The 21,677-nt window shown below is 37.4% G+C and carries 16 protein-coding genes and 1 tRNA gene; 5 read left to right on the forward strand and 12 right to left on the reverse strand.

Annotation, left to right across the window (positions count from 1 at the left end; translation table 11 throughout):
- Positions 1-58 precede the first annotated feature (58 nt).
- Entirely contained in the window at positions 59-835 is a 777-nt protein-coding gene (locus QM481_RS06425) for a YdcF family protein (RefSeq protein WP_283381126.1), read from the forward strand.
- A gap of 184 nt (positions 836-1,019) precedes the next feature.
- On the opposite strand, the gene pfkA is transcribed toward QM481_RS06425, so the two are convergent.
- Positions 1,020-1,991, reverse strand: a complete 972-nt coding sequence (gene pfkA, locus QM481_RS06430; RefSeq protein WP_166551490.1) for a 6-phosphofructokinase — start codon at positions 1,989-1,991, stop codon at positions 1,020-1,022.
- Positions 1,992-2,694: 703 nt separating this feature from the next.
- Between pfkA and QM481_RS06435 the strand changes: the two genes are divergently transcribed.
- Complete coding sequence (locus tag QM481_RS06435; protein WP_283381127.1) at positions 2,695-4,248, forward strand: DUF5723 family protein; 1,554 nt, start codon at positions 2,695-2,697, stop codon at positions 4,246-4,248.
- A gap of 55 nt (positions 4,249-4,303) precedes the next feature.
- Positions 4,304-5,014 carry a phytanoyl-CoA dioxygenase family protein gene (locus QM481_RS06440; RefSeq protein WP_283381128.1) on the forward strand — a complete coding sequence of 237 codons (711 nt, stop codon included), beginning with the start codon at positions 4,304-4,306 and terminating at the stop codon, positions 5,012-5,014.
- 121 nt (positions 5,015-5,135) lie between these two features.
- Here the strand turns inward: QM481_RS06440 and QM481_RS06445 are convergent, their stop codons facing one another.
- Positions 5,136-6,647, reverse strand: coding sequence for a DUF4394 domain-containing protein (locus QM481_RS06445; protein ID WP_283381129.1), 1,512 nt, complete (start codon positions 6,645-6,647; stop codon positions 5,136-5,138).
- A 97-nt stretch (positions 6,648-6,744) separates the two neighbouring features.
- On the opposite strand from QM481_RS06445, the gene QM481_RS06450 reads away from it, so the two are divergent.
- Complete coding sequence (locus tag QM481_RS06450) at positions 6,745-7,407, forward strand: alpha/beta hydrolase (RefSeq protein ID WP_283381130.1); 663 nt, start codon at positions 6,745-6,747, stop codon at positions 7,405-7,407.
- A gap of 41 nt (positions 7,408-7,448) precedes the next feature.
- Here QM481_RS06450 and QM481_RS06455 read toward each other — a convergent pair.
- Positions 7,449-7,535 (reverse strand) — tRNA-Leu (locus QM481_RS06455).
- A 207-nt stretch (positions 7,536-7,742) separates the two neighbouring features.
- Positions 7,743-8,984 carry an ABC transporter permease gene (locus QM481_RS06460; RefSeq protein ID WP_166551495.1) on the reverse strand — a complete coding sequence of 414 codons (1,242 nt, stop codon included), beginning with the start codon at positions 8,982-8,984 and terminating at the stop codon, positions 7,743-7,745.
- Positions 8,985-9,322: 338 nt separating this feature from the next.
- Between QM481_RS06460 and QM481_RS06465 the strand changes: the two genes are divergently transcribed.
- Positions 9,323-10,588 carry an asparagine synthetase B gene (locus tag QM481_RS06465; RefSeq protein ID WP_166577556.1) on the forward strand — a complete coding sequence of 422 codons (1,266 nt, stop codon included), beginning with the start codon at positions 9,323-9,325 and terminating at the stop codon, positions 10,586-10,588.
- A 149-nt stretch (positions 10,589-10,737) separates the two neighbouring features.
- Here QM481_RS06465 and QM481_RS06470 read toward each other — a convergent pair whose 3' ends face one another.
- The 8 genes from QM481_RS06470 to QM481_RS06505 all read right to left on the reverse strand — a co-directional run bounded on the left by QM481_RS06470 (position 10,738) and on the right by QM481_RS06505 (position 21,651).
- Positions 10,738-13,437: a family 78 glycoside hydrolase catalytic domain gene (locus tag QM481_RS06470; RefSeq protein WP_283381131.1), complete on the reverse strand. Its 2,700-nt coding sequence runs from the start codon at positions 13,435-13,437 to the stop codon at positions 10,738-10,740.
- Between the two features lie 156 nt (positions 13,438-13,593).
- Complete coding sequence (locus tag QM481_RS06475) at positions 13,594-15,984, reverse strand: family 78 glycoside hydrolase catalytic domain (RefSeq protein WP_283381132.1); 2,391 nt, start codon at positions 15,982-15,984, stop codon at positions 13,594-13,596.
- Positions 15,985-16,189: 205 nt separating this feature from the next.
- A complete protein-coding gene (locus QM481_RS06480; RefSeq protein ID WP_283381133.1) occupies positions 16,190-17,173 on the reverse strand; it encodes a glycosyltransferase family 2 protein in 984 nt (327 codons plus the stop codon).
- A 179-nt stretch (positions 17,174-17,352) separates the two neighbouring features.
- Positions 17,353-18,168: a phytanoyl-CoA dioxygenase family protein gene (locus QM481_RS06485; RefSeq protein ID WP_283326666.1), complete on the reverse strand. Its 816-nt coding sequence runs from the start codon at positions 18,166-18,168 to the stop codon at positions 17,353-17,355.
- 107 nt (positions 18,169-18,275) lie between these two features.
- On the reverse strand, positions 18,276-19,208 hold the full coding sequence (locus QM481_RS06490; protein WP_166551501.1) for a glycoside hydrolase family protein: 933 nt from the start codon (positions 19,206-19,208) through the stop codon (positions 18,276-18,278).
- A gap of 92 nt (positions 19,209-19,300) precedes the next feature.
- The gene (locus QM481_RS06495; RefSeq protein ID WP_283381134.1) at positions 19,301-20,185 is read right to left on the reverse strand and encodes a class I SAM-dependent methyltransferase; all 885 of its coding nucleotides are present in this window, start codon (positions 20,183-20,185) and stop codon (positions 19,301-19,303) included.
- A gap of 29 nt (positions 20,186-20,214) precedes the next feature.
- Positions 20,215-20,874 (reverse strand): acetyltransferase, encoded by a 660-nt coding sequence (locus tag QM481_RS06500; protein ID WP_095163074.1) that lies wholly within the window; start codon positions 20,872-20,874, stop codon positions 20,215-20,217.
- Positions 20,875-20,952: 78 nt separating this feature from the next.
- A complete protein-coding gene (locus QM481_RS06505; protein ID WP_283381135.1) occupies positions 20,953-21,651 on the reverse strand; it encodes a WbqC family protein in 699 nt (232 codons plus the stop codon).
- Between the last annotated feature and the right edge of the window lie 26 nt (positions 21,652-21,677).

Here is a 21,677-nt window from a genome sequence, read left to right on the forward strand (position 1 = left end):
GGATATACATCAAATACTTTCAAATTTATCTGTAAGACACTTTTATCCCTATCAAACGATGTTTTTTGTCCTCTCCAAACTCTTGTTTTATATATTCATGCCTATCAGTTTGATAACGATAACGCTTGTCTGGGGCATTGTCACTAAATCTTTAAAGCTTAAGAAGCCACTACTTTTGACAAGCTTGGGAATTATCCTCATTTTGGGAAACAGTACGCTCGTCAATTGGGGGTATCATTTATGGGAAACACCTCCTCCAGCTAGTCCATTCGCACAACGATATGATGTTGGAATTATTATTTCAGGCGGTATGATGATGAATCGAACAAGTACCAAAGAGCAGATTTTTACAGGAAAAACGGCCGATAGGTTCATTCAACCTTTAAGAATGTATAAAAGAGGGCTTTTGAAGAAGATTATTATTTCGGGTGGCGATGTCAGCATAAATCCCCTCAGCAATGAACATGACTCAGAGACCGCTAAAACACAACAAATTTTAATTGAATTGGGGGTAAAACCTGAAGATATTTTACTGGAAACAAAAGCGCGTAATACACGAGAAAACGCCCTTAACTGCGCACAAATTCTGCGTTCTTTTCCTGAACTCAAAACAAGTGTATTATTCACCTCTGCCTTTCATGGACGGAGGGCAATTGGTTGTTTCCGAAAAGCAGGCTTAAACACCACTCTATTTAGTTGTGCTGTGCGTGCTGTAGACATAGGATATACACCCGACACACTTATCATACCAAGTGAACAAGCCTTAGCAGAGGCTTATCAGTTAATCCATGAAATAATAGGGTTTTGTGTTTATAAGGCAATGGGGTATTGCTAAAAGAGAGGGTGAAAGTAATGCTGGTCACTATCAACTTTTGAGTGAAAAGTATATAGTGAAAAACTCACTACCACTCTTCACCCGAAAAATTTTATTTTACAGAAAATCCGTAAAACTTTATTTCAGTATTGCTTGGCTAGAGCTTTGGCACAATGCCATGAGCTCTAGTTTTTGATTTAGAATCTTATCGAAGAATCGATGCCATTCTCAACAAATCACTATTGATTAATTTTTTCTTGGTAATAGTGTCGTGGAAAGGTGTGTAAATCAACTCATCATTTACGATACCAGCCATTACATTTTTCTGTCCATTCAACAACCCTTCTAACGCACCAAGACCCAAACGACTTGATAAAATACGGTCATAGGCAGTTGGACTTCCGCCACGTTGAATGTGACCTAAATTGGTTACACGAATATCAACAGGCACATCGATAGTTGCCTTGATTTTGTCTGCAACCTCAGCTGCATGACCTTCCTCGTCACCCTCTGCTACTATTACAATAGAAGAAGACTTCTTTCTATCAAACCCAGCTTTCAAAACAGATACCACATCGTCGATAGTTTGTCTTTCTTCAGGAATCAAGATAGACTCAGCACCACCAGAGATACCGGACTGCATAGCAATATAACCAGAGTCACGACCCATTACTTCGATAAAGAAGATACGATCATGTGAGTCGGCTGTATCACGGATTTTATCAATAGCGTCCAAAGCTGTATTTACAGCAGTATCAAAACCGATTGTGTAATCGGTACCATACAAATCGTTATCGATAGTTCCTGGCGCACCAACAGTCGGAATTTGGAATTCGTTGAAGAAAATCTCAGCTCCAGTAAAAGTACCGTTACCACCAATAGCAATCAAACCGTCGATACCATGTGCTTTTAGCTGATCATAGCCTTTTTTACGACCTTCGGGAGTCATAAACTCTTTTGAACGAGCTGATTTCAATATTGTACCACCACGTTGTACGATATTACTTACTGATTGAGAATTAAGAGGAATGATATCACCTTTGATCATTCCGTTGTAGCCTCGGATAATTCCGAACATCTCTAGGCCATAATGTAAACCTCCACGTACAACAGCTCTAATACAAGCGTTCATGCCTGGAGCATCACCCCCAGAGGTAAATACTGCGACTCTTTTCATATAGACAATTTATTATTTTTAGTCGGTTAAGCTAAATCCCAAATATTATTTGCTTTTTATGCAAATCACTGCAAATTTATTGCTTAAAAATGACGTTTCGAATCATTTTCGCAAAAAAATAGCGCAAACAGTTGCAAAAGCTCTAATTATATTATTTTTCCAATTTTTTGTATAATTTTTTCACTCCAAAAATAATACACTTAGAAATATCCAAGACCTCACTTAAAATTATACAACAATTTTACGAGTATTTTTTGACTCTAAAAAAAATCTCTTCATTTATCCCAAATCATTATTCGATTTGTACAAGACTTCTTACATTTAGAAATTCTTCGAATTTTCGCTTAAGTTTTGGGGCAGAAAATGAAAGATTTTACATACCTAAGTACCAATATTTAATCGTTTAATCAAAACGTTCTTGCAAAGTAACGGACTAATTAACGAATTTTGTCTTGAATTGGGGGTTAGAATAAAATTAAATTATCAAAAAGAAATGAAAATGCTTTATAAAATCGCCGTACAATAATGAATCCATATTTGGAGTTTAATAAACAGTTCAGCAGAATTAAAGCTCTTTCGAAAATATTAAACCAACCTTATTAAATTTGCATCCACAACTAAGTATTATATTTTTATACTCCTCACACCTACCCGTTACCCATACATAATCAAACAATAAAACAACTCATAGGCTTTATAATACATGTTTAAAAGAATAATTACCCTTCTAGGTATCTGCTTCTTGCCAATTATCTCACAAGCGCAGCAATGGTTGGGTATTGCTAATAGTAACTATGCAGGCACAAATGCAATCTATGTAAATCCAGCTAATGTTACAGATTCTCGATATAAGTTTTATTTGAATATCGCAGCAAACGATGTTTTTGCCACCAATAGCTATTTTGGGTGGAATGCGCCATATTCCTATTTATCAATGTTCACTAATAGCGTTTCTGATACCTATCGTAATGCCAAAAGTGTGATTGTCTATAAAGACGAGTATTTGAGTCCCAACTCAAATCGCTCATTTGAGTCGGTGTACGCACTCACCGACACCCGTGGACCTTCGGCACTTTATACTATCAATGACACTCGTTCGGTGGCATTAACAACACGTGTGCGAGCAGGTATGAGCGCTACCAATGTAGATAGTGATTTTGCACAGGCCATGTATTATGGCATTGACAACATCCAACCAAGTACCTCAGCTTACGACCTCAAAAACATGATGGTCAATCTTAATAGTTATGCCGAGGTTGGTATTACTTATGGGCAAACGTTGATTGATAATGACGAAGAATATATCAAAGTGGGTATCACTGCGAAAAGATTAGCAGGGATTTATGCTGCTTATGCGCTTATTAATGAGGCCAATTATCAAATTATTCCTGATTTTAGAAATCCTGTTAATAACACTTTACTAATCAACTCGCTAAAACTTCAGTATGGCTACACAGATGAAGATGCCCTAAAAAGTGCTAATCCATCATTAGGTTGGTTATTGGGAGGTAATTCTGCTGGTGGTGGTTGGGGTTTAGACCTCGGATTTGTGTATGAATATCGTCCAGATATCAACAAATATACCTACCGAGAAAAAGGAAAGCGAAAACTTGATGCAAGCAAAAACAAGTATAAATATAAATTGGGCGTATCCCTCAACGATATAGGTTATCTCAATTACAATAATCAATTCTACGCCAACAGTTGGGATTTAGCGATAAACAATACTGCTTTTACTCGAGAAGATTTTAGAGGTTCTCGCGGATTTGATGCCTTATTTAACCAGATCAATAACAAATTAGGAGCTGGTCCAGGTAATAATGCGCAACAATTTATGACCATTTTGCCAGCTACCTTACAAGTCACAGCAGATTATCAAGTAAAACCTCACGTATATGTGGCGGGGTATTGGGTGCAGAATCTCACAAATAGCAAAACCAGAGGTCTGCGCACACCATCTTTGTTAAGTGTAACGCCACGATATGAACGAAAATGGATAGAAGTAAGCATGCCATTGGTGTTATTTGACAATTATACCAAATTTGGTTTTGGTCTAGCAACAAGATTAGGCCCCGTATTTGTAGGCACTGATAATCTCGGTTCTTTGTTAAATTTAGGAAAACCTAAAGGGTTTGATGCTTACTTTGGTGTAAATTTACCCATATTCAATGCAGGACCAACATTACCTAATTCATGCTGGTATGAAGACGAAGGTAAAAAGTCATTTTTACAAAAATTGATGTTTTGGAAAAGGTAGACGATATATTCATTAGAAAACCAAGTCCTATTTTGTAGTAAAACTACGTATGATTATGGCAACTGATACTTTCAATCAACAGGGCTTTGATTTTATTCCTCCTTTATATTCAGAGGAGGAAATTCTCGAAATTGTAAATACTATTGAGGTCAATACAAAAGATAAAGTAAACTTCAGAAGGTCGAATAACCTATTCGCTATTCGTAGATTTTTGTTAGAAATACCTGAAGTTCTCCCATTGGTGTTTACTCAAAAACTCAAATCTATTCTTACAGAATTACTTGGAGAAAATTATTTTCTTGTCAAAAGTATCTATTTCGACAAGCCTGCCGATTCAAATTGGTATGTGGCCTATCATCAAGATTTGACTATTTCTGTCAATCAAAAAATAGATACCGAAAGTTTCGGACCATGGACGGTCAAACCCGATAACTATGCCGTACAACCGCCCTTAGCTATCTTAGAGCAAATGGTGACGTTGAGAATTCATTTGGATGATACTTCTGCCGAAAATGGTGCTTTATACATAATTCCAGAGTCACACAATAAGGGTATCTTAAGACCAGAGTTAATTGATTGGAGTAATACCACTGAAAAGGTTTGTCCTGTAGAAAAAGGCGGCATTATGCTCATGAAACCATTACTACTCCATAGCTCCAAGCGAACCACCAATCTCCAACCAAGAAAAGTCATACATTTGGAATTTGCCAATGCTGCATTACCCAATGGTCTGGAGTGGGCTGAAAGATGGAATTGGAAGGCATAAAAAGGTGTTAGTTTTCACTAACACCTTTTTATCTTATATACAGTAAGCTAAAATTCTAAATATGTTTTTGAATAAATAAAGGAAACATTTTACCGAAAGCTCAATGCCGACCGCCTAATCATTAAAAACCTGTTCCAAGCGCAAAAGCTTTTACATTTACTGGCAAGTCTGCTACTTTGGTTGCTGCACCAGTTGTTAGATTAATAGTATAAAGTACCGATGTGCTACCCACTCTCAATGCTGCATAAGCTGTGCCACTTCTACTACCAATATCAAATCCACTTGAAGCCTCCACATTAATACCCAATGCTCCAACTTCTACTTGAGTTCCGTTGTTTGGTGGATCCTGTTCCGTCAATTTGTCAGTATTTACATCAATATTGTATAAAATTGTAGTGGTTGCTCCTGCAAAATTATTGGTGTAAGCCGATGCTGTAATTGAAGGAGTTCCAGGGTTCAACGCGCCATCTACCGCTGCTATTGCACCCGTTTCAGGATGTAATCTCAAATTTTGACCTGTATTACTTATGCATCTGATTCTGTCCACAGTTGGGTTAAAATCAAATCCAAACGATGTACCAGAGAGTAAAGTACCAAACGGTGCTGTTCCTACGACTGTAGCCGCTCCCGACGAGGTATTGAGCACATAAAGCCTACTAGTGCTACCCAATGCATACAATTGACCATTGATTGGACGAAAATCTATACCTAATATCGACTCTCCTGTTTGCAAACCAGTAATAGCTTTTGAAACTGGCGTTCCGATATTACTAGGATTAAAAATTACCAAATTATTTGATTCATCTACAGCATAAGCTACAGGATTGGTTGGAATAGCTAAGCCCGTGATATTACCAGATGGCAGATTGCCAATTTTAGTTAATTTCCCTGTCATCAAATCTACTTGATGCAATTCCCAAACACTATTAACTTTTACAGCTGTTAACGCTTTTGTACCGTCTGGGTTAATATCGAATCCACCAGAGGCAGATATATCAACACCTAATGCGCCAACTTCTACCAAAGTACCATTATTAGGTGGATCTTGCTTGTACAATTTATCTGTTTTTGAATCGATATCATACAAAATAGTTGCACTTGAACCAGCCGTATTTCCAGTGTAGGCTACCGATTCAATCGTTGGACTCATGCCTCCATTTATAGCACCATCTGTGGCAGCCACAGCTCCTGTTTCAGGATGAATACGTAGGTTCTGACCAGTGTTAGTTACCAAACGAATTCTATCCACCGTAGGGTTAAAGTCTAGGCCAACTGCTGTTCCACTAATCGTTGGATTTAATGCTGTTGCACCAATCACTCTTGCCATACCTGTTTCTTGATTGATTACATAGAGGCGATTCATGGTACTTACGCCATACAATTCGCCAGTGGCAGGACGAAAGTCGATAGAAGTTAGTGCATCGCCTGACATCAAGCCTGTAATTGTTATATTTGAGGTAGTCATATCTGACTGCATTGCATTGATTTTGGCTAGTTTGGTTCCGTCAACAAGAAGATAGAGGTTAACGTCAGGTTTAGGAGCTGACTCCATTTCGGTTTGTTTACATGAGGACACAAAAAGTCCTGTTGACAAGCTCATAGCCGTCAATGAAATAAGAACTGATTTTTTCATCGCTATTAAGACAAAGTAAAGTTTGTATGTTTGGTCTTTATTACGAAAGATATGCGATTTCGGATTTGAAAGAAAAGTGTAAACTGATTGAACGGTCATGAAGAATAGAAAAATTTACCTCCTCAGTGGATTAGGTGTAGATGGAAGAGTATTCGACAATATTGATTTGAAAGAGTACCAGCCACAGTTAGTTGAATGGATTCCTCCTCGTAATTATGAAGATATTTCTGATTATGCGCAACGATTATCAGCTCGAATAGAGCCAAATTCTATCCTTATTGGGCTTTCATTTGGAGGTATGGTAGCTATTGAAATGGCTAAATATATCCCCATCAATAAAATCATTTTAATTTCTTCTGCTTCTTATTTTAGACAAATTCCTTGGTTTTTTCGACTATGGGACTGGAGCAAAATTATCAAAATTCTTCCCAAAAACTTCATTCTCAAAGCTAACCCTGTAACATTCTGGTTATTTGGCATTACTAGACAACATGAAAAAATACTGTTACGTCAAATTTTAGCCGATACAGACTATCATTTTCTCATTTGGGCGGTTCGACAAATTACACAATGGAAAAATACTGAGGTAAACACAGAGGTTGTTCATTTGCATGGTACTAAAGACAGGCTGCTACTGAAACCTACAGAGATTTCATCTATTGATATGTTAAAATATGGGATAGAAAATGGTGGGCATTTTATGATAATTACTCATTCCGAAGAAATAACGAGTATCATTAAGAAAGAATTAAACCGATAACAGCTAAAAACAAAAAACGGAACAAATTACTTTGTTCCGTTTGGTACCCAGAGCCGGAGTCGAACCGGCATGCCAATGAAGGCATTGGTGTTTGAGACCAACGCGTCTACCAATTCCGCCATCTGGGCTCAATTCACATCATTTTCTGTGTGATTGTGATGCAAATTTAGAGGATTAAAATTTACTGTGCAAACGCAAAATTTAAAAAAAATAAAACTTTTTCGTAACATCTACCATAATCTTCTGATTACTATAGCCTTTATAAAACCATTATTTTTTTAAATAATTTCACATTTATACGTGTTTCAAAAAAGTGCTTGTATGGCTGGTTCATTTTATTCATATCTCAAAGATTCAATAGGATCTAATTTCGAGGCTTTACTAGCTGGGTAAAAACCTGAAAGGATTCCTACGAAGACACAGACAGCGATACCGAGGAACATCCACAACCAAGGAACAATAAAACTTGATGTGCCAGACATGATACCGCTAGCAATTACGTTTCCGATTGGGATAGCCAAAATCAAACCTGCCAAACCACCCAAAACACATATCACAATTGCTTCAATCAAAAATTGTAAACGAATTACTCTTGGTGTTGCTCCCAATGATTTTCTGATACCGATTTCTCTTGTACGTTCAGTTACCGACACCATCATAATGTTCATCAAGGCAATTGCCGCACCAAGTAAGGTAATAAATCCGATACCAAACCCTCCTATTCGTAATACACCTGTAATACTTTCCGATTGTTTTACCAATGAATCTGAACGTTCGATACTGAAAGAATCTTCTCTACCTAACTCATCCTGACGAACGATACGCATGGCTCCACGAGCTTCTTCCATAATATTTTCAACGTCTTTGATATTAGGAGCAGAAGTCACAATATCAAATGTCAGATTACGTCCTTGCGACAGTTTGCGACCCGTTTCGAGTGGCACAAAAACTACACGGTCGTCACCCCCACCCATAAAACTTCCTTTTTTCTCTAGTAAACCTACAATTTTATATTTTCCACCAGAAATCGTAATTTCTTGATTTAGTGGGTTACTATTTTTTTCAAAAAGTTGACTAATTACATCTACTCCAACAATACAAACATTGGCCGCACGCTCCAAATCACTACTTGAAAAATCACGACCACTCGCAATTTTATATCCTTTCATATCCAAGTAATTTTCGTCAGTACCGATAATTCTGGAGTTAGGATTTGTCTTTTTTGATTCGTGTTTAATTTCTGAATTGAATGTAACGTTGGTCTTCATCCCAATAATTGCCTGCTTGCCAAACAACGCTTTATACATTTTTGCCTGACGATAGTTGATGGGTGGATAATTACGTTCTTTTTCACCTTCTTTTCTAATTCTAAAAACATCTCTATTGCGAATATCGAAAGAGTTGGCACCCAATCCCGAAAAGCTATTATCTACCGAGCTTTGAATCCCGTCTATGGCTGTCAAAATACCCACTAAAGAGGTAATGCCTATGGCAATAATCAGCGCTGTTAAGACCGTTCTCAGCATATTACCTTTGATAGAACGTAGGGCTTCTCGTATATTTTCAATAAAGTTCATATAATTGAAATTTAAGTTTTGTGCAATAATGATAATTTGTCACTATTATTTTCTGAACTAAAATTTTGTAAAACAATCCTTTATCATGTCGATGTTTGTTAAAGATTATTCTGTACAAAACAACTTCCTTTACGAATCATATTATGTGCTTTGGTGATTAGCACTATATTTGTGGTAAGGAATCCTTGCAGAGATATACATTCCACGGTAACATTTTCGTTGAAATATCAACTGTATTTATCCGCTTAGTAGCTTTCAGTACTTCTCTGGAGTAGTTTGGCTATAATAGTTTTATGACGTAACAAATTTAGGTCTTGTCAGACAAAATTCTCAAACCAATGAAGCGCCTTATATTTCCGTTTATCATATTTTTTCTTTTTTGCACCCGTGCATGGGCCTCGTACATCCTTATTCCGATGGATGATACCCAAAAAAATCACCTCAAAGCTTATGGCTTGGCCTATTGGGTTTTGAAAAACCACGAAACTGAAGTTGAATGGTTATTGAATTATCGTGGTGGTGCTTTTATGGTTCAACAAGCACAAAAGTTTGAAAACGAATTGGTGATTCGTGGTATTAGCTATGAAGTTATTTCGGATGGAGATGCTGCTCAAATCCGTACAGAATTGAGTAGTCCTGATGTGAATATGGATGTTGTAAAATTACAAAAACCTCCAAAAGTTGCCGTTTATTCTCCCAAAACAGCCCAGCCTTGGGACGATGCAGTAACCTTGGCAATGACCTACGCTGAAATTCCTTATGATTTAATTTTTGATGAGGATGTGCTAAATAACAAACTACCAGAATATGACTGGTTGCACTTACACCATGAAGATTTTACAGGTCAAATGGGTAAATTCTGGAACCAGAGTAGTCAACCTTGGTATCAGGCGCAATTGCGTGAGGATAAGAAAAATGCGGCAAAATATGGCTTTAACAAAGTATCTCAGTTAAAATTAGGAGTGGTCAAAAAAATTAGAGATTTTGTTGCAGGTGGAGGCTATATGTTTGCCATGTGTACTGCAACAGATACGTATGATATCGCTTTGGCAGCCGAAGGGCTTGATATCGTCGATGCCTTTTATGATGGCGATGGTTATGACCCCAATGCTGACAAAAAATTGAATTATGCCAATTCTTTTGCCTTTCAAAACTTTGGATTAGTATATCATCCTCAGGTAATCGAATTCTCTACAATCGAGGCGTATCCTAACAACGAGCGTCCAGTAAGAGAAGATAATGATTATTTTAACTTATTTCAATTTTCAGCAAAATGGGATCCTATTCCTACGATGTTGACACAAAATCATGAGACAACCATTCATGGTTTTATGGGGCAAACTACTTCTTACAAAAAATCTTTGATTAAACCAGAAGTAACTATTTTAGGGGAAAATCGCTCGCTAAATGAAGCTCGTTATATTCATGGAACTTTCTTGAAAGGCTTTTGGACATTTTATGGTGGTCACGACCCTGAAGATTATCAGCACTTTGTTAACGAGGAACCTACAGATTTGAATCTTCACCCTAACTCGGCAGGCTATCGTTTGATTTTGAATAACGTTTTGTTTCCTGCAGCAAAGAAAAAGAAACAAAAGACTTAATTTAATTTGAAGATTTGAAAATAAGAGGATTTAGAAATGGGAAGATTTGGAAATGCTTTAATCTGGTTTTTAAAATTTCCCAATTCCTAAACTCCTAAATTTTTAGACATTTTCAAATCTTCAAATCCCCAAATTTTCAAATTACTAAATTATCTAATTTTCATAGTGAAGGCATATTTTCCTGAACCAAAGGTTTTAGAAATCCATTTACCCTCTTGCTTCAAATCAGTCAAAGCTACTCCGTTATTTTTTATAGAGCTTATATCCGAAGTCGGGAAATAGACTGTTGATTCGGTATTGGCAGGTACTTCTATTTCTAGGGTTAGCCAATCCCCCTCTATTTTCCAGTTTGAAGCAATTTTACCATAAGGCGTCAAATAACTACCTTTTGCAAAAGTCAATCCTCCTCCTAGTTCTGGTTTGATAACGCTCAACTTATAGCCAGCTCCATCTGCTTCCTTGGTATCTATTCCTGCAATGGTGCGATACATCCAATCGCCAACGGCACCATAGGCATAATGATTGAAAGAGGTCATACCAGGGTCTTGGAAAGTGCTATCTGGTTTCATCGAATCCCAGCGCTCCCAAATGGTAGTTGCACCATGCGACTTGATAGGATATAACCACGAAGGATAGGTATCTTGTAAAAGTAGTTTGTAGGCTACATCATTTTGCCCATAACGTGTCAAAACAGGATTTAGAAATGGCGTTCCTAAAAAGCCCGTAGTTAGATGATACTCGTAGGATTTGATATTTTCAACAAGGCGATTTACGGCATTTTGGCGTAGCGACTCTGGTAACATATCAAACTGCAATGCCAAAATATAGGCGGTTTGCGTTTCTGAAATTAATCTTCCCGAAGCCGTCATAAATTCTTGCTGAAATGCTTTTTTGACTCTTTGTAATAAAGCCTCATAGTCTGCAACCTCCTCATTTTTCTGTAATACCTTAGCTGCTTTTATCATCAACTCAATATTATACGCATAAAAACATTGAGCTACCAAATACACATCAGTCACGGCTGATTTTTGTCCAATAGCACTTTTCGAATCATCAACTCTATACGACAACCAATCGGCAAACTGAAATCCCATATTCCAGAGGTCATTTTTTGCTAAACCTCTCACATGGTTCAAATATGCCTTCATGCTCGCATATTGGTCTTGCAAGATTTGTTTGTCGCCATAAACCACATACATATTATAAGGAATAATGATACCAGCATCAGACCAACCCGCCGCTCCTGTCACCTTACCCAACACATTAGGAATCACAAATGGGATAGCACCATCTGGTTCTTGGTCAGCTGTTACGTCTTTGAGCCATTTAGCAAAAAATTGATTTACATTAAAATTATAAGCTGCTGTTCTTGAAAATACCTCTGCATCGCCCGTCCAACCTAAGCGTTCGTCACGTTGCGGGCAATCGGTCGGAACATCCAAGAAATTGCCTCTTTGTCCCCACTGAATATTTTTTTGTAATTGGTTCACCATCGGATTTGAGCATTCAAAACTCCCAAGTGGTTTCATGTCAGAATATAAGGTAACAGCCGTAAAATCTTCGGGATTAATTTTACCTTCTAACCCTTCTACTTTTACATATCTAAATCCAAAAAAGGTAAAATGTGGCTCAATTGTTTGATTCGGCTCGCCACTCAACACATAATGTGCCTGTGCTTTGGCTGAACGTAGGTTTTCAAAATATGGAACTCCATGTTTATCTAACATTTCGACATGATATAGCTTAATCATTTGACCTGCTTTTCCCGAAATCTTAAACTTTACCCACCCCACTACATTTTGTCCAAAATCTAAAATTGTTTCTCCTTTCGGTGAGGTAAGTACTTTGACAGGTTTAAATGTTTCATGTTTTTTGATAGGCTCATTTACGGAAGCATTCAAATAATCTGTCGCAAATGAAGCTATTTTTACATTTTGCCATTTAGAATCATCAAAATTTGCTAAATCCCAACCCTTGATTTCCTTTCTTAAATCCTGACGCTCGCCATCATATATTTCAGAAAATAAAATATGACTGGTCGTTGATTTCCAAGAATTATCAGAAACTATCCAATCCTCTGAACCATCGGCATACTTGATATGTAACTGAAATAATAAAGCGGTTTCTTTTCCATATAGGTTTTTATGATTTTCCCAAGCTAATTTCGTCCTGTACCAACCGCTTCCGAGTGTAACACCAACAGCATTTTTCCCTGTACTCAATTGTTTGGTAACGTCATAAGTTTGGTATTGCAAATGCTTGTTATAACTTGTCCAGCCTGGAGTCAGAAAGGTATCTCCTACTCTTTTACCATTCAAACTTGCCTCATACAAACCTCTGGAGGTTACAAAAACCGTTGCGGATGCAATGGGCTTTTTTACCTCAAAAGTTTTTCTTAAATGTGGCACAATTCCATTGACTGAATCCGCCTCAATGCCCGAATTAATCCATTGCGCTTTCCATTCGTCATGACGCATCATGGCTGTTTGAAAATTGGAGGTTGCTAAGGCAGGAGTTTTCGTTTGGTTATCCCACACTTTTACTTGCCAAGTGTACTTACTATCTGACTCAAGATTTGCCCCACCATAAGGAATTCTAAGAGAATTTTCGGAAGAAATCTTCCCTGTTGACCAAACCAATTTCTTTCCAGAACGAACACTAATTTCGTAGGCTGTTTGCTTAACATTTTGTTTGTCCGAATTGAGTTGCCAACTAAAGCGTGGCTGCGCTCTATCAATTCCAATTGGATTGGAGAGATTTTCTACTGTTAAATTCTGAACTGAAAGCTGTGCCCAACTACTAAAGCTCAAGAGTGAGGCAATTAAAAATGGAGGTAGATGATATTTCATAGGTTATTTTCGACAGTAAAATTTGGTTTTATTGAAAAATAGAAAATATTTTTTGGTAATCTGTCTTGGTCTAGCGTATAGGGTTAGGAAAGTTTTACGAGGTAAGGTTTTAACTTTTTATCGATTTCACCTATTCCTAACCCCTGTTTAAGCGCACTATAACTTGAATTGATTTTGTCCTTTTTTAAGAAGCATCGTTTTTCCTTTCCAAACAAAAGTTCCCTCGACTGGACTTTCTATCTGTATTTTCCATTGATTTCCTATCTGAGAATAATCACAAACTATTTTGCCTTGAGGATGTGGCATTTCTCCTTTAATTTGAGTTAAATTACCCAAATGAGGTTCTATTTTCACTTTAGAAAAACCTTGTGCGTCAGAATCAATTCCTAATATCACTCGATAAAATTCTATATTGGGACTGGCTCCCCAAGCATGGCAATCTGAACGAGCATGCTCTATTTCTGAAATTTCTGCCCATGTAGTTAACCCTAGTTCTATATTACGTTTCCAATCGCTCAACCAAGCAATATATTCATCCCCTTTTCCCGCTTTTACCAAAGCTTGGTGCAAATAGTATTTAAAATAAATTGAGGCTGGAGCTAAAGATTTATCATTGAGAAGTTTATTACTTACTTGTGCATAATTATTTGGAGATATTACCCCTGTCAAAATACCAAGGCTATTAGCATGTTGAGAGAATACATCTTTATCCTCGGTATCAGCCAATATCCCTTTTGAGGCATCCCAATATTTTTGTAAAATCATTTTTTTCAGTTGCAAAGCCTTCTGCGCATACATCTCAGCATAAGCTTTCATGCCCAACTGACTTTCGAGGTCGGCCGCCACTTGATAGCCCCAAAGCAATTGCAAATCCAATACAGCTGATGAACCATTTTTGCCATAAGGAGCTTCACCGTTACTCCACCCTTTACGGTTTTCGACCCAGTCTGTAAATATCCAGTAAGGAACCTTACGTAAAGAGCCTTCAGGATTTTGGTATTTCTCAAAAAACCACAAGATGTTTCTCACACCTTGCAATTTCTCTTTGATAAAATTGGCGTCTCCACGATATTTTAAATAATCCTGAAGCATACCAATGTACCATAATGAAAAAGTAGGTATTTGTTGTGGAGAAAAAGAAGGGTGACGACTCAGGGTAATTCCCTCTGCCATACGAGAATGTTCCATTTGATTCAAGGCATTGCGAGCCAAATGGTCGTCCCCAGCATTGAAATACGACACTAACGCTTGGATACGAGCGTCGCCAATATATTGTAGCTGTTCATAATACGGACAATCCATATAAGTATCTACTGCACAAAGCCTTGCTGTACGCCAACCAATATTCAAGTAAGGTTGAAAGTCGATGGTCGCACTTTGTAATTGTGCTTTTTGCGTAAAAGGAAATCCTACAAAAGTGCTTGATATTTCCTTTATCGTAAGCGGCTCTGCTCCTGTCTGAATCTCTAATTGGACATATCTGAATGTTCGGTAAGTCAAAGATTCGAATACCTCAGAATCTTTTCCAGAAAGTAAAAGGCTATCTTTTCGGCCTACGATAATTTTACCCTCAATTTCATTACGATTATTTTTCAAAATCTGTCTCTTCTTCAGTGCATCGGCATCCATCAATGCTTCGGCATAAGTCAAACCTACTTTAGTATCTTTTCCTTTTTGAAAAGTAATTTTAGGAAAAGCATTGGTCAAAAAACCCTGATCAAGCAAGATTTTCACATGTGTATTAGCAGGTATTTCCCAAGATACATTTTCGAGATTAGGGTTCGTAAGTGTCACTCCTTCAACTTTTCTAATTGCACTGAAATATTGTTTTTTATATTCCATTTCAGGCAAAGCTGAAGGTACTAACATCCAGTTATTAATATCTGATATTCCTTTCGGACAAGCGCCTCTCCAGCCAACTCGTTCAGCAGTAACCCATTGATTATCGTCAAAGTTTTCTGAATTCCAGTTGGATGGCAATGTTTTAGTGAAATCCAACAATTCACCAGCACCTGCCACATAATAGGCAGGATGACCAACGCCTTTGGACAATGGCTGATAGGCTTGATTCGAAAAGCTCTTCCAAGTAGGATTGGTATCTACAATCTTCTCGGCTGAGGTATTGCCTGTCAACACGAATGCGGTGCGGTGCGAAATTTGTCCTTCTGCCCTAAAATTCCCTTCGTTCCAAACAATGGCAGCGATGGTATTTTTACCTTTTTTAAGATAAGGAGCAATATTTACGGTTTCGAAATTCCAGTAAGATAAATCTCCTCTGGCAGGTCCTTGCGAAATGACGTTACCATTGACAAACAGCTTATATCGGTTGTCTGCCGACACATGAATAGTAAAATCTGAAGGTTGTTGAGGAAGCTCAAAGTTTTTCCGAAAATGATACACACCATACGCTTGCGGAACCGTTTGCGGAGCTGCAATCCAATAGGCGGACCATATCTTGTTGAGTATATCTGGATGAATTGTTTGGGCAGTAGTAGCCCAACTCACACCAAGAAGTAAGAGGAGAAGTTTTAAGGATTGTGTTTTCATTGGATAGTTTATTTATATTTTATCATAATTATAAAATAGCATGGCAAAATTCTATTTTATATTAGATTTATTCATAAATGTAAAAACCCTATTTGTTCCAACTGTCATTGTCAGTCCTTGTTCCTTAGAGTCAAAATCAAAAAAGGCTAGAAATATCACGATAGAGGTGATTTCTAGCCTTTTTTAAAAGAGAAAATAATTAAATTTAATTAGCTTTTCCTACTATTTTCATCAGTTGCCATTTTATATTGGCATATATACCCATGATGCTATGAGGAATCACATAGCTCATCATTACCTTTTTCAAATGCTCTGGTTTATTTGGTCTAGAAAGAACCAGTGACTTCAACGCGTAGTAACATGATAAAATAGGGTTGTTACCATATTGAATTGAATTCGCCAACATCAAGTAATACCTAGCAATATTCTTGCGTACTCTTGTATGAAAACGATAGTCTAATTCTTGATCAATACCCTTATACATACCAATACGGTTGAACAAAAATTCTGCATCCTGCTTACCATCTGTAAAACTCATACCTCCGCCATTTTTACGATAAACAGACATGACATCGTTCATATAGTAAAATTTACCATGTTTTCCGAGCAAAATATATCTTGGGATATCGCCACTTTTAGACTCATGAAACCACTGAGGGTAAGTTTTCATGATTCCATGACGAAACATCACCGCCGAGGTTGCCATATACCAAACCTCGTCTTCGCCTACTAAATCATCAAGCGTTGTAACAACCTTCTGATCAGGCGTATTGACATATTCATCTGGATGAGAACCATCCTCAAAATGAATTAAAGCATTATGAAAACAAGCGACAAAGTCAGGATTAGCATCCAAAAAATCAACCTGTTTTTGTAATTTATGAGGACTTGTCCAATAATCATCGCCATCCATTGGTGCAATATACTGCCCTTTTGCTTCAGCAAGCGTTGCCATTGTATTGTTTTTTCCAAAACCACCCAAGTTTACAGAATGTAACAATGGCTTGATTAAGTGAGGATATTTTTGCTGATATTCTCTAATAATATCAGGAGTGCTATCGGGCGATGCGTCATCGCCGACAATTACTTCGTACTCAAAATTGACTTGCTGATTAACAATACTATCGAGCGTTTGACGTATGTAATTTTCGTGCTTATATGTATGGACAATTACGCTTACTTTAATCATTGAAATGGGTATTAGGTAGCAGTATCTAGAAAAGAAGAAAATACATTAACTTCTTCGAAAACTAGTACTGATTTAATTTCTATTACTTAAGTGGAAAGAATAATCGATAAAACCTTTTGTTCAAAAACAAAAGACCTGTGAGGGATGCTCACAGGTCTGCAAAGATACAAGGAATATTGTTAGGCAAAAAGTTGCTCTAATTGTTCTTTCTTAGGAAAATCTGGCGTTACCAAATTTTCTTCAGGTTTGTAAATATATGGCATTGGAAATCCTCTTTCTTGGAAAGTTGGCTCAGCCATATTGTTGTAACGCAATTGGATCGACCAGCGAATATTTTGTGTGATATTGTCGCCAGAACGGTGTACCAAGAATGCTGAGAAAATCAACAAGTCGCCTACTTCAAAGGAAGTTTGTACATAATCTTCTTCAGGTAATGCGTCTTGAATAGAACCTGTATAGCCAGAAGTATCAGCTTGTAACAAACCAACCGTATGACTTGCAGGAATGATTTGTAAAGCGCCTAAATCTGCATCGCAATCGACTAATGGGAACCACAAAACTACGCTGTCTAAAGATCCTTGACCTGTACGCCAGTCTTGATGAGCGCCCAATTTCCAGTGACTACCACCTTTTGATAGATATCGGCTATTGAATTGCATCGCAGGACGAACAGCAATGGTCGGAAACTCGTACCCAATTTCTTTCAATAGGTTTACAATACGCTCGTCTGTACCCAGACGGTGCATCGAAATCAAGTGTTGTACTTGCTTACCTGTATTGACAAAAGAAGTGAAATCGGCCTGAAAATAATCAAACATCGCTTTTTCGAAAGTATCACGGTCATTAATATCCACATCGATACCTACAACACGCTTGATTTGAATCGCAAAAAGCTGTCTTGCTTCTGTATAAATTTTATTGATTTCTTCTTTTGAAAAGAAGTTTTTCAAAATCAAAAATCCGTCTTTATTGAATTGTTCTTTTGAGGCTGCCATAGCTTTGTGAAATGTTTGGCTAATTGCTTAGCAATGGGTTCAACAATGGCTCAAAATTATAGTACAGGATTTGGGATTTTTATGACAAATATCAAAAGCCTGAGTGACTATTTTTCTGAAACTGCATAGGCAAAACCTGATGCACCAAAGCCATTGCCATTGTACAACAAATATTTTTTGTCATTATGTTCATAATAGTGCGCATAATTTATCATGTTATAGTCAAAATCTGCTGGATTTTCAGATTTTGCAATACCCACTAAATTATCTTTACGCTCCCATTTGATACCATCTAACGACTCTGCATAGCCCATTCGGTAACTTTGATCACGATTCGTACGATAGTCAACCGTATGACGATATGAGTAATACATTTTGTAAATACCATCTTCCTTGAACACACTCGGGCGACCTACTGCATGTAGAAAATCGTCAAAAGCCAGTACTACATCGCCTGTCGAAGTCCAGTGAATACCATCTTTTGATTCTGCATAACGACAGTCGTAGAACGGTTCTGGATACCCGTGAATATACTCACATTTTTGACCTGAAATATGCCACATTCTCCAAACCCCATTATCATACATTACCGAAGGCTGAGCTGCCCAGATTGGATTATGAATCGAACGATCCATGATTGGTCCACGAAACATTTTCTTGAATGACAATCCTCCGTCATGACTTATCGCCAAGCCCATCGACAAGCGATAAGAGTTATGCGTACGGTTCCAACCTGTATAATACAACCAAATATCGCCATTAGGCATATCGACAAACCAAGAAGGCATAGCTCCTGTTTCGTCGTATTCGCCAGGGCCACCCAGTTCTAAGATAGGCTTATCGTGGATATAGCGAATCTGAGTTGGGTCATCATATTCAACATCGATAAATGTAGGACGTGATTGACCTTGTGAATCTCTAGTTGAGAAATATATTCTTAAAAAATCTTCGTGTTTGTATGCAAATGGCACTTGAGCGTGCGATTGACTATGCGCCAATGAACCGTCTGGTTTATAAACTACTCCTTTTTTAACCCACATAGTACTTTGATTTTGAATGATAAACGGAGAGTTGTGAACTCAAAATTTTATCCAATAAAATTCCAAACTCCAACTCTAAACTCAACACTTTTTTACGCTTTCTTTTGTGCGTTTCTCTCTGCACGAATTCTCCAGTTATCTTCAAAATCTTTTCCTGGAATTTGAAGATTTACATTTACTTCTGGAGTTTTGTCAGTTTTCTCAAACGCCAATACGTAATATCCAAAACCAAAAATCCAATGTAACTCAAAATTATCAATATTTTTAGGAAGGTCTTCCAAAGGTACTTGATCTGCAAACATTGGGTTGGCAGACATCAACGTTTGGTAACTTGATTGATCACGCAACCATGGCGCAACGCTTTCGTCACCTACTACTACACGGCCGCCAACTTTTACCACACGATTAAACTCTTCGAACGCCTCTTTACGCTCTGAGAAGGTATTGATACCTCCAAAGTGGAAAACTGCATCAAAAGTATTGTCTTCGAAAGGCAAATATGTACCGTTGGCAATAAAATAATTTACATCTACTCCTTCTGGTTGAAGACGTTGTTTTGCTAAACGTAACATATTTGGAGACAAATCCGACAAAAATGCTTGACCTCCAGGTGCAATGGCCTTGATAATCAACTCAGAATCTTTGCCTGTACCAGCACCCACTTCCAATACTTTCATTCCAAGCTTTAGACCAAGAAGGTTCGTCATTTTTTGGCGAACAGTCGCTTCGTCAGAATTCAATGACTCAAAAACCCAAGTCACTCCACGATCATAACGCTGATAAGCATCATTGTAGGCTAATTGTTCTTTACGATCTTGCTCAAATAATTCCTTAGGGTATGTCAAATCAACGATGTCGTTGATTTCATAAGAAATGGGTTCTTCTGTCGAAGTATTATGTAATGTATTGCCGTCTTCTGCCAAAACCAAAGCTGTTTTAGTTTTAGGGCAAATAAATTTTTGTTCGTAGTTACTCATTGCGTTGCACGAATTTTTCGTGATATGAATTATAAATTAATGTCTTTACTAGAAATTTTTGCTTTTTCAGCAGGATTGCCTTTATAAATACTCCAAGGCTCTGTTTTCTTTCCTGTGAAGTTAGTTCCCATAGCAAACAACGTTCCTTCTGCGATATGTACTCCATCGCGAATGGTAGCGTTTACTCCAAAAAAGCAATAAGGCTCAACCACACAACGACCCGAAAGTACCACATGAGAGGTAAAATACACATGGTCTTTAATTGTGCCATGATGCCCAATATGGTTACCGCTCCAAAGCACGACATTGTTACCAATTGTCACAAAAGGTTGGATAGTATTGTCTTCGAGAATAAAGCAGTTTTCGCCAATTTTGTCTGTCAGTACTGTAGCTCTTGAGCTGATATACGATATAAATTCATATCCTAAATCTTTAGCTTCTTGATAAACCTTGGCACGAACTTGGTTCATTTTTCTTTCTGACAGTGGCGCAAAAAACTTGTATTCGTTAGTCGGATACAAAGTCGTTACCTCTTCGAAAGGTACTACTGGCAAGCCACAAAAGGTTGGCTCTTTAATATACTCTTGATTTACGGTAAAGGCCACAATTTCATGGTCTGTATCAGTAGTCAAATAATAGTGGGCGAGTTCGGCCACCAGCTCTGTTCCAAAAACAACAACTTTTGCCATAGTTCGTTTAGTTTATTAGGTCAAAAAAGCTCAACCAGTCTGGTTAGTGTAAATTCATATAGATTTTTACCTTAGCAGTTATACCAATTCATACGAATCTAAAAATGTTTGTATTTGCTCGACAGAATTGAACATCAAAACATCAATAATGGATAACCAAGGGACAAAATCATTCTTTAATTGCGGATATTGAACGGGTTTACTTTTAATAAAATTCAATTGCATTCCCTGTTTTTCAAACACTTCTCTTTGGTACAACTCTATACCACCAATTGGGTTGATATAATGATTAGCCTTTTCTTGTAGACATATATCTACGATACGAGTCTGTGCTTTCAATTCCGTATTTTGGTAGATTGAAGAGCTAGAAATTATCTCCGTTGTGATGCCCAAATAAACATTGATAAGCTTTAGATTTTCAACAATAATTTCAGAAAAAATTGTTTTTTCTTGTTCTAACGTTTGCTCTATGATAGGTCTAACCTGCTGAAAATATGGTGCTTTTTTATAACTCTGTTCCAGCGTTTTTAACCATTTTGATTTCCAAGCATCATCCCAATTTACTTCTATTTCATTGATTAACTTATTCTGACTTGCTTCTTTCAAGGGAATAGTAAAAAGACTATCCTTGCCATTTACCAGAATTCTATTGCGATTAATCCAGCCTCTGTTGATAAAATTTACATCATCATAAATGACAAATTTATCTACTGCTTTAATCAATTGGAAATACCCTATATATGGAAAAATATAGGGTTGCATAATCGCTAGTTTCATATCGTAAGCTTCTCCAACAACCGAAG

The sequence above is a fragment of the Flectobacillus rivi genome (assembly GCF_030056655.1).
Taxonomy (GTDB): domain Bacteria; phylum Bacteroidota; class Bacteroidia; order Cytophagales; family Spirosomataceae; genus Flectobacillus; species Flectobacillus rivi.